Raw genomic sequence first — 18,349 nt, 5'->3', positions numbered from 1 at the left:
AGGATTATTTGTTTGGCTCGCAGGAAGGGCTGAGCCGGATGCAAGGCGCGGCCAAGCGGCATCATGGCGAGCCAACGGGCTGCGCGGCGAAGCTCGAATGCGACGGCGGCCGGATGCCCCGCCATCGGCAGCTTAAGTCTTCCTCAAACCTATCCGCCTATTGCTGGGCTTTGAGTGCGCCTCCAGGTGCAGAACGAGACCCGCATGGCCGAAAGCTTTCCCGCCTCTGCAACCAAGCCTCAGGCGAACGCCGCCCCCGGTGCACTGTTCGTGGTCTGCTTCGTGCTGTTGTGCGTCAACGCGACGTTCTTCCCGGCGTCGCTCTTCTCCGGCGGCTGGATCTGGCAGAAGGATGGGCTCGGCATCCCCACCGATTTCGTCAACGTCTGGGCTGCCGGCAAGCTCGCGCTGCAAGGCCATCCGGCGCTGGCCTGGGACTGGGACGTCCAGCGCGCAATCGAGCTCGATGTGCTCAAGCAGGACTGGCCGGGCGGCTATTTCGCCTGGCACTACCCGCCGCCCTTCCTGTTCGTGGCGGCGTTCCTGGCGCAGTTTCCCTATACGGTTGCTTTCGTCGGCTGGGTCTGTGCGAGCTTCGTGCCCTACATCCTGGTGATGCGCGCCATTGTCGGCCGCGCGTTCGGCTTCATCCTCGCCGCCGGCTTTCCGATCGTGTTCACGAACGTGCTGGTCGGGCAGAACGGCTTCCTTACCGCGGCGCTGGTCGGCGGCACGCTCTATCTGCTGCCGGTGCGCCCGGTGCTTGCCGGCATCTGCCTCGGCTTTCTGACCTACAAGCCGCAATATGGCTTGCTGTTTCCGATCGTGCTGATTGCGAGCGCGCGCTGGACCACCTTCGTCTCGGCCGCCATCACGGCTGTTGCGCTGGCCGCGATATCGGCGCTCGCTTTCGGCCTGGAGAGCTGGCAGGCCTTCTTCCACTGGCTGCCGCACTTCTCGCAGGCATTCCTGGTCGAGGGCAAGGCGACCTGGTGGAAGCTGCAGAGCCTCTATTCGCTGGTCCGGTATCTCGGCGGCAGCGAGCAGCTCGGCTGGGCCTTCCACTGGGTGCTGACGTCAGCGGTGGCGGTGGTGCTGGTGCTGCTGTGGCGCAGCCCGGTGCGCTACGGCTTCAAGGCCGCTGCGCTGGCGGTGGGCACGTTGCTGACCACGCCCTATCTCTTCATGTACGACATCATGGTGCTGGCGGTCGCGGTCGCCTTCCTGGTGCGGATCGGCCTCAGGGAAGGCTTCCTCGCCTACGAATTGCCGGCGCTCGGCGGCACGCTCCTGCTGCCGATCGTGTTCGTGCTGTCGGGCATTCCCGTCGGCCTTGCCGCCAACCTGATCGTCGCCAGCCTGATCCTGCGTCGGGCCGGACACTGGTGGCGGCGCGAGCCGGCCGGATCGCGGGCCGCGATGGCCGCCGCCTGACGCCGTCCTCTCATATTCTTCTGATGAGCCTGCCATTTGCGGCTTGTCATCCGGTCTGAATAGTTGTTCAGTTCTTCCGCGTGGCCCCTCGCGTGGTCACCAAAAACACTGAACATGTGTGCGTCCTGGCACGTGTCCGGACGGCCCGGCCGGGATGAGAAGCGCATCATGGTGTATCGGCGGACCCATCAGGTGGTGAAGCGGCTCGCTGCGCGTCGCAGCGCGATCCTCGCTGCCGCCAGGGAGACCGCCGCCGAAGGCGGCATGGCCGCGGTGCAGATCGCGCCGGTCGCGGTCCGCGCCAACGTCGCCGCGGGAACTGTGTACCGCTATTTCCCTTCGAAGGCCGATCTGATCTCCGAACTGATCGCCGAGGTGTCGCGCGACGAACTCACCGCGATCCGCCGCGCCGCCGACGCCGCGCCAGGCCCGTCATCGGCGCTGGCGGCGGCGGTCTCCACCGTTGCCGTGCACGTGCTGTCGCAGCGCAAGCTCGCCTGGGGCATCCTGGCCGAGCCGGTCGATGTCGACGTCACCGCCTCGCGCGTGGCGAGCCGCCGCGAGATCGCGGGCGAGATCGCGGCCCGCATCGATGCCGCAGTCCGCGCCGGTCATCTGCCGGCCCAGGATACCCAGCTCGCCGCGACCGCATTGCTCGGCGCGCTGCATGAAGCCCTCGTCGGGCCGCTCGCGCCGGAGAATCTCGAGGATGCCGGCAAGCTGCGCGACACCGTGCAGGCGGTGACGCTGCTCGCCTTGCGTGCGGTCGGCGTCATGGATGCGCGCGCGCGCGGGCTCGTGGTGCAGGCGGTGCTGCCGGTAAAGAGCCTGGTCGGGGCTTAGCGGATCGAGCGCTGCACCTTAAAGAAGATTTCACGGCTGATGCGCATCCTGAGCGCCGGCTCATTTCCGATTGCAGCGCTCGTTGGCCGCGGCGCTTGGCGCATAATCATCACGCAGGCGTTCCCCTCCATGGTCATCGCGCGCAAACTTCCTGCGATGCCGGTCGTGAGCTTGGCGGTGATCTTGGGCGCAGCGCTCACCGGCGCGCTCTATGCGCTTTACGCCGGTGAAGACGTCAATTGGGACTGGCAGAACTACCACGACTATGCCGGCTTCGCGCTGCTCCACGGGCGCTTCGATGTCGACGTCGCGCCGGGCGGCTTTCAAAGCTACCTCAACCCGCTGATCTATACGTTGCCCTATCTCGCGCGGCACGGGCTCGGCGCGCCGTGGTGGGGCATTGTGCTCGGCGCGCTGCATGGCCTCAATCTCGCGCTGATCTATTGGACTGCGCGCAATCTGCTGGGGCGGACCGAAAACCCGATCGGGCCGCTCGCTTCTGCCGTCGTCGCGGCGTTCGGTCCGATGACGCTATCGGAGGTCGGCACCAGCTTTGCCGACATCCTGACCGCGCTGCCGATCATCGCCGGCGTCGCGCTGATGTTCGCGGACGACGACGGGGAAGGGCAGGGGCAATTGCGCCGCCTTGTGATCGCAGGCGTTCTGATCGGCGCGGCCACCGGCCTGAAGCTCACCAACGCCGTCTTCCTGATCGGCGCCGGCATCTCGCTGCTGCTGCTGATGCGACCGCTGCCAGCGCTGCTGTGCTTTGGCATTGGCAGCGGCCTCGGCATGCTGGCCACCGGCGGCGCCTGGGCATTCCACCTGTGGCGCGCGTTCGGCAGTCCGCTCTTTCCGTTCTACAACACGATCTTCCATGCCAGCGAGGCGCCGGTCGAATCGATCGTCGATACCCGCTTCATGCCGCATGGCCTGCTCGATGCGCTGGCTTATCCGTTCTATTGGCTGATCGGCAGGCACCCGTCGTCGGAGTGGCCGTTCCGCGATCCGCGCTTCGCGCTCGTCATCGTGCTGATGCTGCTGGTGCTCTGTGCCAGCATCGGGCGCCGGCGCGAGCTGCTCGGCCGAAAGGATCGTCGGCTGCTGTTCTTCTTCTGGGGCAGCTACATCCCATGGCTCCTGGCCTTCTCGATCCAGCGCTATGCGATCGTGCTCGAATTGCTTTCGGCGCCACTGATCGTGCTGTTGCTGACGCGCCTCGGTGCGGCCCGGCGAGGTGAGGCCGACGCGCAGAGGATCACACCATCGCATGGGCTGCAGCTCGCGACCGGCGCGGTCGCACTCGCGATTGCGCTATGGTCGCAGCCGACCGACTGGATGCGCCGTCCCTGGTCCGACCCCTATCGGCCGCAGGTCGCCGAGGCTCTGCAAGCGCCGGCGACGTTCCTGCTGTTGCAGAAGCCGCTCGGCTATATCGTGCCGCTGCTGCCGCAAGGTTCTCGCGCCTATCAGATCTCCGATGTCGTGCTGCCGGTGGTGCCGGACGGCGTGCTGGATCGCCGGATTCGCGCCGGCCTGGCGCAGCCGCTGCCGGGCGGTCTCTGGGCGCTACATCTTGCCGAGAGTCCCGAAGGCAATCCGCTGCGGCTCGATCTGCTCGATGCCTACGATCTCAGAATCGATCCGGATCGCGCCTGCCTGCGCATTGCCGGCGCCGAGCGCATCGACGTTATGGCGTGCCCGTTGATTCCACGCGCGACCAAAGCCTCCACCGCCGAGCTGAACCCGAGCGCATCCCGCAACTAATTACATATTCGCATCGCCGGACGGGCCGACATAGGCGATGCGCACCATGTTGGTAGTGCCGGGCGTGCCGAGCGGCACGCCGGCGACGATCAGCACGCGCTGGCCTGATCGCACGAAGCCGTCGCGAAAGGCAATCGAGCCGGCGCGGTTCACCATGTCGTCCTGGTCGCGCGCGTCCTCGGCAACCACGCAATGCACGCCCCAGACCACCGACAGCTTGCGACCCGTGGCGAGGTTCGGCGTGATCGCGACCACCGGCGTGCTCGGCCGCTCGCGTGCCACCCGGATCGCGGTCGAGCCCGACGAGGTCCAGCAGATGATGACCGGCAGATCCAGTGTCTGCGCGATCTGCCGCGCCGCATCCGCGATCGCATCGCCCGCGGTCGCCTCCGGCTCGGGTCGCTGGGCCGAAATGACGGAGCGATAGACCTGGTCGCGCTCGACCTCCTCGCCGATCTTGTTCATGGTCGAGACCGCCTCGACCGGATATTTGCCGGCGGCCGATTCCGCAGACAGCATGATCGCGTCGGCGCCCTCATAGACGGCGGTGGCGACATCGGAGACCTCGGCGCGGGTCGGCACCGGCGCCTGGATCATCGATTCCAGCATCTGGGTTGCGACCACCACGGGCTTGCCGGCGCGCCGCGCCATCCGCGTCATCTGCTTCTGCAGGCCGGGCACCCGCTCCAGTGGCATCTCGACGCCGAGATCGCCGCGCGCGACCATCAGTGCATCGGCCGCCTCGATGATGTCGGCAAGGCGGTCGATCGCCTGCGGCTTCTCGATCTTGGCCATGACGGAGGCTCGGCCGCGGATGATCTTCTTCGCGTCCAGCACGTCGTCGGCGCGCTGCACGAAGGATAGCGCGACCCAGTCGATGCCGGTGTTGAGCGCGGCATCGAGATCGGCGCGGTCCTTCGGCGTCATCGCCGAGACCGGCAGGTCGGTATCGGGCAGGCTGACGCCCTTGCGGTCGGACATGCGGCCGCCGACCACGATCCGTGTCAGCGCGTGCGTCGGCGAGGTCTCCTCCGTGATCAGCTTCACCTTGCCGTCGTCGAGCAGCAGCGTATGACCGGGCCGGAGTGCGGCGAGGATCTCCGGGTGCGGAAGGTAGACGCGGTTGGCGTCGCCGGGCGTCTGGTCGTTGTCGAGGGTGAAGCTCTGGCCGTTCTGCAATTGGACGGCGCCGCCTTCGAAGGCACCGACCCTGAGCTTGGGGCCCTGCAAATCGATGAGGATGCCGATCGGCCGGCCATAGCTTGACTCGACATTGCGGATGGTCGCCACCAGCTCCCGCATCTTGTCATGCGGGGTGTGGCTCATGTTGATGCGGAAGATATCGGCCCCGGCCTCGAACAGGCGACGGATCATCGCGCTGTCGGACGAGGCGGGACCCAATGTTGCGAGGATCTTGATCCGCCGCAGCCGTCTCATGGCTTCTGCCCGGGGGCAGGCGGAGGCGCAAGTGCTGGCGGCACTCCTGGCGCTGCACCCGGCGGAGATGGCGGAGCGCCTGGCGGCTGCGCGCCCTGCGGGGCCGGCAGGCCCGGCAGATTGCCGCCCGGGCCCACCGGTCCCGGAATCCCCGGAACCCGTTGCTGTGAGGGCTGCTCATTGGCTTCCGTGAGTTGCACGGTCCAGGCGCGCTGGTCGCCGGTATCGACCTCGAAGAAGCCGGTGCGGTCGAAGCCGCGCGCCAGGCAATTCTCGGTGCCCTTGATGGTGAATTCCTTGTCGCGCGAGCACATGAACGCCTGGCCGGACCATTCGCCGCCACGGTCGTAATCGAGCGCATAGATGTAATAATAGCGGGCGACCAGCGTGCCTTTGAGCAGGGTCTCGCAGCTTCGCGACGAGACGTTCCACCAGCCCTCCGTGGTCCAGCCTTCGGCATCCTTGTAGCCGAGCGCGATGCCGACACGGCTCGATGTGTTGTTGCAGAGGCGGAAATCGGCCGCTGCGGGGCTGGTCCAGAGCGCTGCGAGGCACAGCGTCAGCGCTGCCAGCAGGCCGAGGTGGTGGCGAAGCGAATGCGCGTGACGGAGGATTGAGGATCTGGGGATCATTTCACGAACGAGTTTCAGTGGACGTGTCGGGGCGGCCGGGCGGCAAGAGTCGGAGATAGCATCTTCATGCAAATTGCGCGTCCGGGCCAGTCCCGTTCAATCGCGCCCATTCAGCTCCTTGCAACCCCTTGTTTTGCGCTGCGATATGGCAAAATCGGCGGGCAGTCGCCATTATACCTGAAATCGGCAACAACAGCACAACGGACGACATGGCTATGGACAGCACGACCCGCACCGAACTCGAGGCCGCCGCCTTCCGCCGGTTGCTTGAGCATCTGCGCAGCCGCAGCGACGTCCAGAACATCGATCTGATGAATCTGGCCGGATTTTGCCGCAACTGCCTCTCGAACTGGCTGAAGGATGCCGCCGACGCCAAGGGCACGCCGATGACCAAGGACGAGAGCCGCGAGGCGGTCTACGGCATGCCGTACGAGGAGTGGAAGGCGAAATATCAGCGCGAGGCGACGCCTGCGCAGCTCGAGGCGATGAAGAAGAGCCATCCCGGCCATTGAGCGCCGCGGATTCCTTAAGGGGAACAAGGCTAACGAAGTCTTGGGCGCTTCCGATCTGTTTACCCTGACGGATTAGGGATTGGGCAAGCCGGATTCGCCGCCTCGCGAATCCATCTGTCTCGGCAAGGCAACGAAAAACGCAAGCGGCGTGACTGCCTTTTGTGGGCGCTGCGACCTGCAGCTACAACAAGATGTGGGCACGCTGTGGATGAGGGTGATGTTGCCTTGACGCAAGGCGCGCCGAACGTTGAGGGTTTTCCTCAAGAAACGCGCGCGTTGCGTTGACGGCGCCTTCATCGAGCCCACACCAGTTCCACCAGGAGTCATAGATGGCCACCTCCGCCGCCATGAAGGAAGACGAGTCGCCCGCGACGCGCTTTGCCGTAGACCAGCTCAAGTCGATCATCGAACGGATCGAGCGGCTCGAGGAGGAAAAGAAGGCGATCTCCGAGGACATCAAGGATGTCTACGCCGAGAGCAAGGGCAACGGTTTCGACGTCAAGGCGCTGCGCACCATCATCCGGCTGCGCAAGCAGGATCCCAACGAGCGCCAGGAGGAGGAGAGCATCCTCGAGACCTACATGCAGGCGCTGGGGATGATCTGAAGCGCTTTCAAGCCCTGCAAAAACGCTCCCTGGCCGAGGCCATGGGAGCGTTTTTCGTTGTGATAGAGCGTTTTCAAGCGAAGTGGATACCGGTTCGCGTCAAGAAAACGCGTCAAAACAAAAAGCTAGAGCCCCGTTCCGATTCAATCGGAACGGGGCTCTAGACGCAGAGACGCCGATTGCGCTGCGCGCTTCATCCTGCGCAAAACGTGGCGCTGCGCGGATGGCCGCAGATGCGAGCCTCAGCGCAGCGCGGCTGCGCGCATCACGAAAGTTCGCGTTTCCAGCTTGATCGCCGCCGGGCCGGTAAACTGGTCGTAGGTCAGTCCCGGCGTCGCGTCGCCGGAGAAGCTGATCGCAATCGCGCTTTGCGGCTTGACGAAAAAGCTGCGCATCACACTGAGGTCGGCGTCACCGAGCATCGTGACCGACATCGCGCGCGAGGCGCTCGGTGCCAGCATCATCGCCCGGATCCAGATTGCGTCGCTGTCCTTGGCGATCGAAACGCGGCTGGCCGTAACCAGGCCGTCCTGAGTCTGCGCACCCCTGGTTTCGGTCGCATCGGCCTCGCTCGTGGACGTCGCGCTACGGGATGACGAGCGGCTGCGCTGCTGCGGGACCGGAGCAGAGGCGGCGCCGGCGTTCGCGCGATCGGCCGGCGAGGATGCGAGCGGCACAAAGGCCATCGCGTTCATCACCGATGTGCTTCCGGTCGGCTGCGGATCCGACGTTGCTGCCCGGCGGGCCGTGATCGCTGCGACCTGCTCCGGCGTTGCCTGTTTCGGTGTCGCGGGGTTGTCACCCCAGAAGCCACGGGCGTTGATGATATCCGCGACGCTCTGCGGGCCCGCGCTTGGCGCCGGCATCGCGGGCTCTGCCTTGCCGGCGGCGTCAGGCGCTTGCTTCGGCTTCTGAACCAGCTGGGAGTCGGCGGAGGCGAGCTGCAGGGCGCTGGCGAGCTTGCCGCGCGCGCCGGACGGCTTGTCGGCCTTGTCCGAACTCCTGGTGTCGTTCGACTTGGCCGCGCTGACGGAGGCGACCTGGATGGGCTTGGCCTCGCTCTTGGCCTCGCTCTCGGCCGCGCCCTCGTCGTCATCCTCGCTGGGCTTGCCTCGGAACAGGCGGGCCAGCAGGCTTGGCATGCTGACTGTCGCAGCATCATCGCCATTGCCGCGCTTCTCGATCTCGGCCCGCGCGAGCTCGTAGCCCTTCAGCGGAACGCCATCGGAGGGAATGTGGACGGTGCGGCCGTCCGGGAACACCTTGGCCAGCTGGTCATGCGTCATCCGCGGCCAATGGCGGATGTTGCCGGTATCGAGATGGACGAAGGGCGAGCCGGAGGTCGGATAGAAGCCGACGCCGCCCCGCTGCAGCCGCAGACCGGCAAAGCGGATCTGCTCCAGCGGCACGCCCGGAATGTAGAAGTCCATGGCGTGGCCGAGCATGTGCTGGCTGTGACGCGCCACGCCGGAATGCGCCGAGCGATGGCGCAGCATCGCGTTGGTGCCCGGCGAGCGATAAGACGAGACGATCTGGATCGGCTGCTTGGCCTCGACGTCGCGATAGACTTCCCAGAGGATATCGAACAGGTGACGGTCCATCACCGTCTCGTCCTGGGTCCGCCAGTCGCGCAAGTAATGATTGAGCTGCTTCAGCGCGTTCTCGTCGTAGCGGCCGTCGCGCTTGAAGGTGATCGTGAGGTCTTCGCCGGAGTGGGTGTGGTGGAAGGAGAGTGTGCGGGTCTCGTTGGATGCGGAGGCATCATGGACCGATCCGGCGCCCATGAGCAGCAACAGCGACGTCAGGCCAAGATGGCATCCGGCCAACCATCCGCTCCGGCCGAAACGTCCGTTGCTGAAGGCTTGGCTGCTCAAGACCCCGTTGCTGAAGATCTTGTTCTCAAAGATCTTGTTCTCAAAGATCTTGGGCAGCGATTGCCAGTGGCGCACGAAAACAGACAGCAAGATGCAGCCCACCCGTCGACGAGCGTTTACTCAAATACCCTCTTGCGGCCCGTCCCGGCGGAAGAGAGAGCAAACGCGTTTTAAGGCGGGATGGTTAAAGGAGATTCACCGGCCCGCCCCCCAAGTCAGTCTTAACTATAATCCCTTGAGTGTGGCGAAAAAGCGCCAAGGAATCATAGTGATCCGGAGTAGTTAACAATCAATGACCCCGCCTCTGGGGTGAGGCGGGGTCATTGATATCACACGGATAATTCCTGAAGTCTTCCAGACAGCATCCTTAGCGGGTGAAGATGCGCCGCTGCTGCATCCGGCGGCCGATCGGAGCCGGCGGCGCTATCGGGCCGCCGCCGCCGAACAGCCGCTCGAAGAAGTTCATGCCCGATGACGAGCTGTTGTCGCTGGCGATGCTGACCGAGCTCGGCAGCGGTCCGGTCGGGCGCGCATAGCTCGGCTGGGCGCGGGCGACATAGTTCTCCAGGTCCTTGCCCTTGTTGCCGTTCCTGAGCATGGCGATCATCTCGGCGTCTCGGCCGTAGATGTCCTTGCGGAAGTTCAGCTTGCCGGCATCGTCCACGAAAGCGGTCTGGTAGGTGATGTTGACCGGGATCGGGGTCGGGAATTTCAGGTCGATCTCGCTCGAGCCGTACATGCTGCGGATCCTCTCCGGCGTGTAGTGCTCGTTCGGCATGGTGATGTTGAGCAGCACCGAGGCGTACTGATCGGGATTCTGCACGCGCATGCAGCCATGGCTGTAGGCGCGCTCTTCCTTGGCGAACAGGTACTTGTCCGGCGTGTCGTGCTGATAGACCAGGAACTTGTTCGGGAAGTTGAAGCGGATGCGGCCGAGCGCGTTGCGCTCGCCAGGCGGCTGCGAGATGTGCACCGAGCCGTCGCTGTTCCGCTCGAGCCTCAAGCCCATACGCGCAAGCACGTCCGGATCCTGCTGCAGCGCCGGCAGATACTCGCCATAGACGATCGATGGCGGCACGTTCCAGGTCGGGTTGACCGTGATGTACTTCATGGTCTCGGTCAGCAGCGGCGTGGCATGAATACCGGGCTTGCCGGTCACCACCCGCGTGGTCCACACCTGCGCGCCGTGCTGCATGACCTTCAGCGTATAGTCGGGAATGTTGAGGATCACATAGGCATCGCCGATCGCGGGCGCGCCGAGGTCGCGCGGCAGCCAGCGCCAGCGCTCCATGTTGACGATGACGGTGTCGATCTGCTTGTCGCGCTTGGGCGTGTTGAGCGCCTTGACGGTGCGCTCGTCGAGCACGCCGGTCGGCTTCAGGTCGACGCTGTCCTGGAATTTGCGCACCGCGGCCGCGACCTTGGCATCATAGCGATCGTCGCTCGGGTTCTCGACGCCGAGCCGCGAGCGAAGCTGCGGCACGCGCGGGTCCGACATCTGGGCTTCGGCCTCCGGCGCATTCTTGGCGCGGGCCGGGGTATATTTCAGCGCTGGGCCGTCACTGATCTTGATGGCCGCGCCGCCGGTCTCCCCGCGCAGCTCGGCCAGCTTGGCCTTCAGCTCCTTGTAGAGCTTCTGCGGCGGGTTGTAGCTCTCCAGCGCCGCAGAGGCGTCGGTCGCGCTGGTGATCTTCGCGAGCACCTCGTTCGGATCGACCGGGTGCTCGGGATATTGGATATCGGCCGAGACCTGCGACCAGTGCATGCGGCCGCTCTGCGCCTGGCGCGCATAGTCGAGCATGCTCGCGGTCAGCTTCAGATCGGCTTCTGCGAGCGCGTCAGGCGTGGTCGCTGCGGCGAAATCCGGCACTGGATAATCGGCCGGGTTGAGGCCATCGGCGGCGGCATCGTTGAGGCGGGCGATCACCCCCTTGGCGGCGGAGGTCAGGCTGCCGCCCTGGGTCCAGATCGGGGCGTAATCATGCGCGGTGTAGAATTTCTCGACCGCGGCACGCTCGTTCTTGCGGTCGAAATAGCGGGCGCTCTTGGCGCCCATGAGGTCGCGCAGGCGATCGGCAACCGGCTGGTCCGCCGCCGGCACGTTGCTCGCGGCCTTGGCCGGCTCGGCGGCGGGAGCTGTGGCGGTGGCCGGTGTGGATGGTGCTGCGGCCGGCGTCGTTGCGACACTGGCTGGCGCCGTGGTGGCCGGGGCCGCGGGAGCCATATCCTTGGTGTTGTCCTTCGTCGCGTCCTGCGCTGGAGCGGCTGCGGTGAGGGGCTTGCCAGATGCCTTTTCGGATGCGTTGGCGCTGTCGGTGGCCGGCGGCACGGCCGCTGTGGTGTCGAGCTTGAAATCGGCGGCGGTCGGCGGTGGAACGTTGGCCGGTTCGGGCATCGGGACGGCGGCGTCGATGGCGAGCTCGGCGGCGCTGCTGCGCGGCTGGCCGCTTTGCGCCACCGCCGACGTCGCCGACACCGTGAGGAAGGTCGCCGCGACAGCCATCAGCACGCGGTCGAATCCGCCACGGGAATTCACAGAGTCTCGCATCGTCGCATTCCTCGGATGATTTGTTCCGTCATGGAAACAGCGCAGGTTTCGTCCGTCAGCTTTTCGCTCAATCGCCGGCGCTCAGAGTTGGATCCGCCGACGCGTCATGATTCACGCCAAAACGATACCCAGGCCTCGCTTTCGCGCCAGCGCACGCGAGGCTGCTCACGACAACTGACTCTTGGGAAAACCCTCGGGCCACGCCAATCGTGCGTTTGTGCCACGCGACATTTCCTTTGTCTGTCACTCCAACGCAACGGTTCATATGTTCCATAGTTGCGGGTACTTACGGCATTTTTCGGCCATAATTCGATCCGCACCGCGCAACTACGGTGACAGCAAATGGCGATGTCATTCGATTGGACGCGTCGTCGGGGCTGCATCCTCGCCGGTGGCTTCGTCGAGCTTGCGGTAGAGCGTCGAGCGGCCGATCTTCAGCCGCCGCGCCACCTCCGACATCTGGCCGCGGTAATGGGCGATGGCGAAGCGGATGATCTCGTTCTCCAGCTCCTCAAGCGGCCGCACCTCGCCATTGGCCGAGAGCATCGACAGCGTACCAACCTGGTGAGGGGCGGGCAGGGGCGCGATCGGAATCTCGCTGCCTGAGACCATTGCAGGCTGGGCCGCGGGCCGCTCCACCATCAGCGGCGGGGCGTGCTCGACCGGGGGGGCATGCGCCGGGATCAGCGGAAAATCCGCGATGCCGAGCTGATCGCCCTCGCTCATGACCACGGCACGGTAGACCGCGTTCTCGAGCTGGCGGATGTTGCCGGGCCAGTCGAGCTGCGACAGATAGGCCACCGCCTCGCCGCTGATGCCGGTCACCGCGCTGTTCTCCTCGGCGGCAAAGCGCGCCAGGAAATGCCGCAACAGATGCGGGATGTCGTCGCGACGGGCGCGCAGCGGTGGAATCGTGAGCGGCAGCACATGCAAGCGGTAGAACAGGTCCTCGCGGAAATGCCCTTCCTTGACGCGCTCGAGCAGCCGGCGGTTGGTCGCCGAGATGATGCGCACATCGACCTTGACCGGCTTGCGGCCGCCGACCGCCTCGACCGCGCCTTCCTGCAGCGCGCGCAAGAGCTTGACCTGGGCGGTCAGCGGCAGCTCCGAGACCTCGTCGAGGAACAGGGTGCCGCCATGAGCCTCGACGAACTTCCCCATGTGACGCTCGGTCGCGCCGGTGAAGGCGCCCTTCTCGTGACCGAACAGGATCGATTCCACCAGGTTGTCCGGGATCGCGCCGCAATTGACCGCGACGAAGGGCTTGGCCCTGCGTTCGCTGCTGCCATGGATGGCGCGGGCGAACAGCTCCTTGCCGACGCCCGAATCGCCTTCGATCAGCACGGGGATCGAGGAGGCCGCAGCCTTTTCGGCGATGCGCAGGATCGGCGCCATCGCCTCGCTGCGGGTGATGATGTCGGAGAAGGTCAGCCGGCCTTCGCGGCTGTGACGGATGCGCTGCAGCTCGCCTTTCAAGGCCGACGTGTTGAGCGCGTTGCGCAAGCTAACCTGCAACCGCTCCATGCCGACCGGCTTGACCACGAAATCATGGGCGCCGGCGCGCATCGCGGAGACGACATTGTCGATGCCGCCATGCGCGGTCTGCACGATCACGGGCATGGAGATGCCGGCCTCGCGCATCTTGCTGAGCACGCCCATACCGTCGAGCCCGGGCATCACGAGGTCGAGCACGATGGCGTCGATGGCGCTTGCGTCAGGGCCGGTCAGCCGCTCGATGACGGCGTCGCCATTGTCGACGACGATGGCCTCATAGCCACATTTCTGCACCATGTTTTCCACCAGCCGACGCTGGACCGGATCATCGTCGGCAATCAAAATGCTGGCAGCCATGGTCTTCCCCGCACGCTACAACTATCTGTCTCGAATCGGGGCACTCTCGCCGATGCCGATTAACGCGACCTTAAACCTTGCTAACCGCACTCAGCTTGTGACCTGCGAATTCGCAATCTCCCGTTTGAACAACAGGTTCCCCACCCGATGACCTTGCGCGCTTCCGCTCTCCGCAAACCCGCCAAATCTACTGCTGCCAAGACCGCCTCTGCCAAGACCGCTTCCGCCAAGACCGCTTCTGCCAAGTCTGCTTCAGCCACGTCTGCCAGCAAGACCACCGCCAAGGCCAAGGCCGCCGCGAAGCCGGCCAAGAAGATCGCAGTCAAGGCGCCCGCTAAAGGATCGGCGAAGCCCAAAGCGAAGATCGGCGCGCTGCCGGAATGGAACCTGGCTGATCTCTATTCCGGCATCGACGCGCCGGAGATCGCGCACGACCTGCAGAAGATGGACGCCGACTGCGTCGCATTCGAGACCGACTACAAGGGCAAGCTGGCTGAGCATACCGCGCGTGAGGACGGCGGGGAATGGCTCAGTGAGGCGGTGAAGCGCTATGAGGCGATCGACGATCTCGCCGGCCGGCTCGGCTCCTATGCCGGGCTTGCCCATGCCGGCGACAGCGTCGATCCGGCGATCTCGAAATTCTATGGCGACATCTCCGAGCGGCTGACGGCCGCCTCGACGCATCTGTTGTTCTTCCCGCTCGAGCTCAACCGGATCGACGACGAGGTGATCGAGCGCGCCATGGCGACGCCGGCGCTCGGCCACTACCGGCCGTGGATCGAGGACCTGCGCAAGGACAAGCCGTACCAGCTCGAGGATCGCGTCGAGCAGCTGTTTCACGAGAAGTCGCAGACCGGCTATTCCGCCTGGAACAGGCTGTTCGACCAGACCATCGCCGGCCTGCGCTTCAAGGTCGGCGGCAAAGAGCTTGCGATCGAGCCGACGCTGAACCTGCTGCAGGATCGCGATGGCGCCAAGCGCAAGGCCGCCGCCGAAGCGCTTGCGAGCACGTTCAAGGCCAACGAGCGCACCTTTGCGCTGATCACCAACACGCTGGCCAAGGACAAGGACATCGCCGACCGCTGGCGTGGCTTCCAGGACGTCGCCGACTCCCGCCACCTGAACAATCGCGTCGAGCGCGAGGTGGTGGATGCGCTGGTTGCCTCGGTGCGCGCGGCCTATCCGAAGCTGTCGCATCGCTATTATGCGCTGAAGGCGCGCTGGTTCAAAAAGAAGAAGCTCGCGCATTGGGATCGCAACGCGCCGCTGCCGTTTGCCGCGACCAACGTCATCGCATGGCCGGATGCCAAGAACATGGTGCTGACGGCCTATCGCGGTTTCTCGTCCGACATGGCCGAGATCGCCCAGCGCTTCTTCGATGACCGCTGGATCGACGCGCCGGTGCGGCCCGGCAAGGCGCCGGGCGCGTTCTCGCATCCGACCACGCCGTCGGCGCATCCTTACGTGCTGATGAACTATCAGGGCAAGCCGCGCGACGTGATGACGCTGGCCCACGAGCTCGGCCACGGCGTGCATCAGGTGCTGGCGGCGAAGAACGGCGCGCTGATGGCGCCGACGCCGCTGACGCTCGCGGAGACCGCGAGCGTGTTCGGCGAGATGCTGACCTTCAAGCGCCTGCTCAAAGAGACCAAGAACGCCAGGCAGCGCCAGGCGCTGCTCGCCGGCAAGGTCGAGGACATGATCAACACGGTGGTGCGGCAGATCGCATTCTACTCGTTCGAGCGCGCGGTCCATCTCGAGCGCAAGAACGGCGAGCTCACCGCGGAACGCATCGGCCAGATCTGGCTGTCGGTGCAGACGGAGAGCTTAGGGGAAGCGATCGAGATCAAGCCGGGCTACGAGAACTTCTGGATGTACATCCCGCACTTCATCCATTCGCCCTTCTACGTCTATGCCTATGCGTTCGGCGATTGCCTGGTGAACTCGCTCTACGCGGTCTACGAGAACGCTGCTGAGGGCTTTGCCGAGCGCTATCTGGCGATGCTCGCGGCCGGCGGCACCAAGCACTATTCCGAACTGCTGAAGCCGTTCGGGCTCGATGCCAAGGACCCCAAGTTCTGGGACGGCGGCCTCTCGGTCATCGCCGGCATGATCGACGAGCTGGAGGCGATGGGGTGAGGGCAGGGCCGTAAAACATTTGTTGAACGGGCGGTGGAGGCATGTTATACGGGTGTATAACATGCCTTTTTCGTTGGAGATCTGGCCGTGAAGATCGAGATCAAGAAAATCGGCAATTCCGACGGCCTGTTGCTGCCACGCGAGCTGATGCAGCGCCTCGATCTCAAGCGCGGCCAGCAATTGCACATTGTGGAGCTGCCGGGCGGCGGTTTCCAGGCGTTGCCCTACGACCCGGATTTCGAGCGGACGATGGAGATCGCGGACGAACTGATGGACGAGTACCGCGATACGCTCGCGGCGCTCGCCAAATGAGCGAGCAGCACGCGCCGCTCTGGATCACTTACGAACAGGCCATCGCGATCCACGCGCGTCAGTTGCGCCGTTTCGGCGGTGCGCCGGGCCTGCGCGACGAGGGCATGCTGTGCTCGGCATTGGAGCGTCCGATCAACAAGTGGAGCTATGAGCAGGCGTCGTTGCCTGAACTCGCGGCAGCCTATGCGTTCGGACTCGCGAAGAACCATGCCTTCGTCGACGGCAACAAGCGCATCGCCTTCATGGCGATGATGGTTTTTCTGCGAAGGAACGGGATTGCGTTCGCGCCCGACCCCGCGCATGCGACGACCATCATCCTCGCGCTCGCGGCTGGCGAGGTCAGCGAGGAAAGCTTGACGCGCTGGATCAGGGACAATTTGCCTTCCGAATGAGCTGATAGGAAAAAGCGTTCATTTTCACGCGTTGCCCTGAACGCCGCTTTGCGCTATGCGACCCAGCTTAAGGAATATTTCTGGGGGACCCCAATGGCTGACCATGGCGAGATCGCCTATTCGACGGCAGACGGCAACGACTACGCGGCGCATGAGGCGACGTATGTCGGCTTCATCAAGCTGGTGAAATACGGCACGGTCGCCGTTGCCCTCATTGTCATCTTGATGGCTATTTTTCTGACTTGATTGTCAGCGCCCGCCGCGCAATTGGCGGCGGGCTTTCGGCTGCGGCCGAAACAACGACCAGATTCCCGCCTGTCCAGCTCGTGCGCGCGTCCGCGCCGGAGGCCTCATGAAGATTGCCGTCGCTAAGGAAATCGACCCGTCGGAGCCGCGGGTGGCTGCCTCGCCCGATACGGTGAAGAAGTTCAAAGCTCTGGGCGTCGATGTCGCGATCGAACCCGGCGCCGGCGTCAAGTCGGGCGTGCCGGATGCGGAATTTACCGCTGCGGGCGCGACCGTCAGCGCCGATGCACTGAAGGATGCCGACATCGTCATCAAGGTGAAGCGTCCCGAGGCATCCGAGCTGGCGCAATACAAGCGTGGTGCGCTGGTGATCGCGATCATGGACCCCTATGGCAATGAGGCCGCGTTGAAGGCGATGGCCGACGCCGGTATCTCCGCCTTCGCGATGGAGCTGATGCCGCGCATCACCCGTGCGCAGGTGATGGACGTTCTGTCGAGCCAGGCGAACCTCGCCGGCTATCGTGCTGTCATCGAGGGCGCCGAGGCTTTCGGCCGTGCCTTTCCGATGATGATGACCGCGGCCGGCACCGTGCCGGCCACCAAGGTGTTCGTGATGGGCGTCGGCGTCGCCGGCCTGCAGGCGATCGCGACCGCGCGCCGATTAGGGGCTATCGTCTCGGCGACCGACGTGCGTCCCGCCACCAAGGAGCAGGTCGAAAGTCTCGGCGCCAAATTCCTCGCGGTCGAGGACGAGGAGTTCAGGAATGCGCAGACCGCCGGCGGTTACGCCAAGGAAATGTCCAAGGAGTACCAGGCCAAGCAGGCGGCGCTGACGGCCGAGCACATCAAGAAGCAGGACGTCATCATCACCACCGCGCTGATCCCGGGGCGCCCGGCGCCGCGGCTGGTGACGCTGGACATGGTGAAGTCGATGCGTCCCGGCTCGGTGCTGGTGGATCTTGCGGTCGAGCGCGGCGGCAATGTCGAGGGCGTCAAGCTCGGCGAGACCGTCGAAATCGACGGCGTCAAGATCATCGGCTTCCCGAATCTCGCCGGCCGCGTCGCGGCCTCGGCATCCGGCCTCTATGCGCGCAATCTTCTCGCCTTCATCGAGACCATGATCGACAAGGCGAGCAAGGGGCTCGCGGTCAACTGGGACGATGAGCTGGTCAAGGCCACGGCTTTGACAAAGGACGGCGCCATCATCCACCCGAACTTCCAGCCGAAGGCTTAGATCGAGTGATGAGCCGCGATTTCCATTCTCCCTTCACCTCTCCCCAGCGGGGAGAGGTCGGCGCGCGTCAAGCGTGCCGGGTGAGGGGGCGTGGGTCGCTCTTTCATCTGAACCCCCTCACCAGGCGCGCAGCTTCGCTGTGCGCCACCCTCTCCCCTTCGGGGCGAGGGTAAGACCAGGAGAGAAGCCATGGAGCATGTGGTCCAAGCCGTCGATCCCTTCGTATTCCGGCTGTCGATTTTCGTGCTGGCGGTGTTCGTCGGCTATTTCGTGGTGTGGTCGGTGACCCCTGCGTTGCATACGCCGCTGATGAGCGTGACCAACGCGATCTCCTCGGTGATCGTGGTCGGTGCGTTGCTCGCGGTCGGCGTCGGCATGATCTCGAGCGGCAGCGGCCTGGCGCGGGCCTTCGGCTTCATCGCGCTGATCTTCGCCTGCGTGAACATCTTCGGCGGCTTCCTCGTCACCCAGCGCATGCTGGCGATGTACAAGAAGAAGGCCAGGTAAGAGCTCCGCCGAGAGC

The 18,349-nt window shown here is 64.9% G+C and carries 17 protein-coding genes; 11 read left to right on the top strand and 6 right to left on the bottom strand.

Annotated features, from left to right (window positions below; all coding sequences use genetic code 11):
* The first annotated feature begins 204 nt into the window (after positions 1–204).
* Positions 205–1,434: a glycosyltransferase family 87 protein gene (locus P6U24_RS33525; RefSeq protein WP_407156670.1), complete on the top strand. Its 1,230-nt coding sequence runs from the start codon at positions 205–207 to the stop codon at positions 1,432–1,434.
* 168 nt (positions 1,435–1,602) lie between these two features.
* Complete coding sequence (locus P6U24_RS33520; protein WP_407156669.1) at positions 1,603–2,277, top strand: TetR/AcrR family transcriptional regulator; 675 nt, start codon at positions 1,603–1,605, stop codon at positions 2,275–2,277.
* On the opposite strand, the gene P6U24_RS33515 is transcribed toward P6U24_RS33520, so the two are convergent.
* Positions 2,274–2,477, bottom strand: a complete 204-nt coding sequence (locus P6U24_RS33515) for a hypothetical protein (RefSeq protein ID WP_407156668.1) — start codon at positions 2,475–2,477, stop codon at positions 2,274–2,276. The two genes, P6U24_RS33520 and P6U24_RS33515, sit on opposite strands and share 4 nt — an antisense overlap.
* On the opposite strand from P6U24_RS33515, the gene P6U24_RS33510 reads away from it, so the two are divergent.
* On the top strand, positions 2,455–4,044 hold the full coding sequence (locus P6U24_RS33510; RefSeq protein ID WP_407156667.1) for a glycosyltransferase family 87 protein: 1,590 nt from the start codon (positions 2,455–2,457) through the stop codon (positions 4,042–4,044). The genes P6U24_RS33515 and P6U24_RS33510 overlap by 23 nt on opposite strands.
* On the opposite strand, the gene pyk is transcribed toward P6U24_RS33510, so the two are convergent.
* Positions 4,045–5,481, bottom strand: coding sequence for a pyruvate kinase (pyk, locus tag P6U24_RS33505; RefSeq protein ID WP_407156666.1), 1,437 nt, complete (start codon positions 5,479–5,481; stop codon positions 4,045–4,047).
* Complete coding sequence (locus tag P6U24_RS33500; RefSeq protein ID WP_407156665.1) at positions 5,478–6,113, bottom strand: DUF1036 domain-containing protein; 636 nt, start codon at positions 6,111–6,113, stop codon at positions 5,478–5,480. The genes pyk and P6U24_RS33500 overlap by 4 nt, the downstream gene beginning before the upstream one ends.
* 215 nt (positions 6,114–6,328) lie before the next feature.
* On the opposite strand from P6U24_RS33500, the gene P6U24_RS33495 reads away from it, so the two are divergent.
* Complete coding sequence (locus P6U24_RS33495) at positions 6,329–6,625, top strand: DUF1244 domain-containing protein (RefSeq protein WP_407156664.1); 297 nt, start codon at positions 6,329–6,331, stop codon at positions 6,623–6,625.
* Between the two features lie 329 nt (positions 6,626–6,954).
* Positions 6,955–7,230, top strand: coding sequence for a DUF2312 domain-containing protein (locus tag P6U24_RS33490; RefSeq protein ID WP_407156663.1), 276 nt, complete (start codon positions 6,955–6,957; stop codon positions 7,228–7,230).
* Between the two features lie 242 nt (positions 7,231–7,472).
* On the opposite strand, the gene P6U24_RS33485 is transcribed toward P6U24_RS33490, so the two are convergent.
* The 3 genes from P6U24_RS33485 to P6U24_RS33475 form a co-directional block, all read right to left on the bottom strand.
* Positions 7,473–9,014, bottom strand: a complete 1,542-nt coding sequence (locus P6U24_RS33485) for a DUF882 domain-containing protein (RefSeq protein WP_407160679.1) — start codon at positions 9,012–9,014, stop codon at positions 7,473–7,475.
* Positions 9,015–9,471: 457 nt separating this feature from the next.
* Positions 9,472–11,652 carry a murein L,D-transpeptidase gene (locus P6U24_RS33480; RefSeq protein ID WP_407156662.1) on the bottom strand — a complete coding sequence of 727 codons (2,181 nt, stop codon included), beginning with the start codon at positions 11,650–11,652 and terminating at the stop codon, positions 9,472–9,474.
* A 351-nt stretch (positions 11,653–12,003) separates the two neighbouring features.
* The gene (locus tag P6U24_RS33475) at positions 12,004–13,503 is read right to left on the bottom strand and encodes a sigma-54-dependent transcriptional regulator (RefSeq protein WP_407156661.1); all 1,500 of its coding nucleotides are present in this window, start codon (positions 13,501–13,503) and stop codon (positions 12,004–12,006) included.
* Positions 13,504–13,650: 147 nt separating this feature from the next.
* On the opposite strand from P6U24_RS33475, the gene P6U24_RS33470 reads away from it, so the two are divergent.
* The 6 genes from P6U24_RS33470 (at position 13,651) to P6U24_RS33445 (ending at position 18,333) form a co-directional block, all read left to right on the top strand.
* Entirely contained in the window at positions 13,651–15,642 is a 1,992-nt protein-coding gene (locus P6U24_RS33470; RefSeq protein ID WP_407156660.1) for a M3 family oligoendopeptidase, read from the top strand.
* An 87-nt stretch (positions 15,643–15,729) separates the two neighbouring features.
* Positions 15,730–15,954, top strand: a complete 225-nt coding sequence (locus P6U24_RS33465; RefSeq protein WP_006612211.1) for an AbrB family transcriptional regulator — start codon at positions 15,730–15,732, stop codon at positions 15,952–15,954.
* Positions 15,951–16,346, top strand: coding sequence for a type II toxin-antitoxin system death-on-curing family toxin (locus P6U24_RS33460; protein ID WP_407156659.1), 396 nt, complete (start codon positions 15,951–15,953; stop codon positions 16,344–16,346). Before P6U24_RS33465 ends, P6U24_RS33460 begins: the two co-directional genes overlap by 4 nt.
* Before the next feature lie 93 nt (positions 16,347–16,439).
* Positions 16,440–16,592: an aa3-type cytochrome c oxidase subunit IV gene (locus P6U24_RS33455; RefSeq protein ID WP_407156658.1), complete on the top strand. Its 153-nt coding sequence runs from the start codon at positions 16,440–16,442 to the stop codon at positions 16,590–16,592.
* Between the two features lie 106 nt (positions 16,593–16,698).
* Positions 16,699–17,826 carry a Re/Si-specific NAD(P)(+) transhydrogenase subunit alpha gene (locus tag P6U24_RS33450; RefSeq protein WP_407156657.1) on the top strand — a complete coding sequence of 376 codons (1,128 nt, stop codon included), beginning with the start codon at positions 16,699–16,701 and terminating at the stop codon, positions 17,824–17,826.
* Positions 17,827–18,015: 189 nt separating this feature from the next.
* Positions 18,016–18,333 carry a proton-translocating transhydrogenase family protein gene (locus tag P6U24_RS33445; protein WP_407156656.1) on the top strand — a complete coding sequence of 106 codons (318 nt, stop codon included), beginning with the start codon at positions 18,016–18,018 and terminating at the stop codon, positions 18,331–18,333.
* Positions 18,334–18,349 lie beyond the last annotated feature (16 nt).

Source organism: Bradyrhizobium sp. STM 3557, from assembly GCF_045571465.1.
Taxonomy (GTDB): domain Bacteria; phylum Pseudomonadota; class Alphaproteobacteria; order Rhizobiales; family Xanthobacteraceae; genus Bradyrhizobium.
The sequence above is the reverse complement of the archived record's forward strand: the minus strand, read 5'-3'. Positions and strand labels throughout refer to the sequence as shown.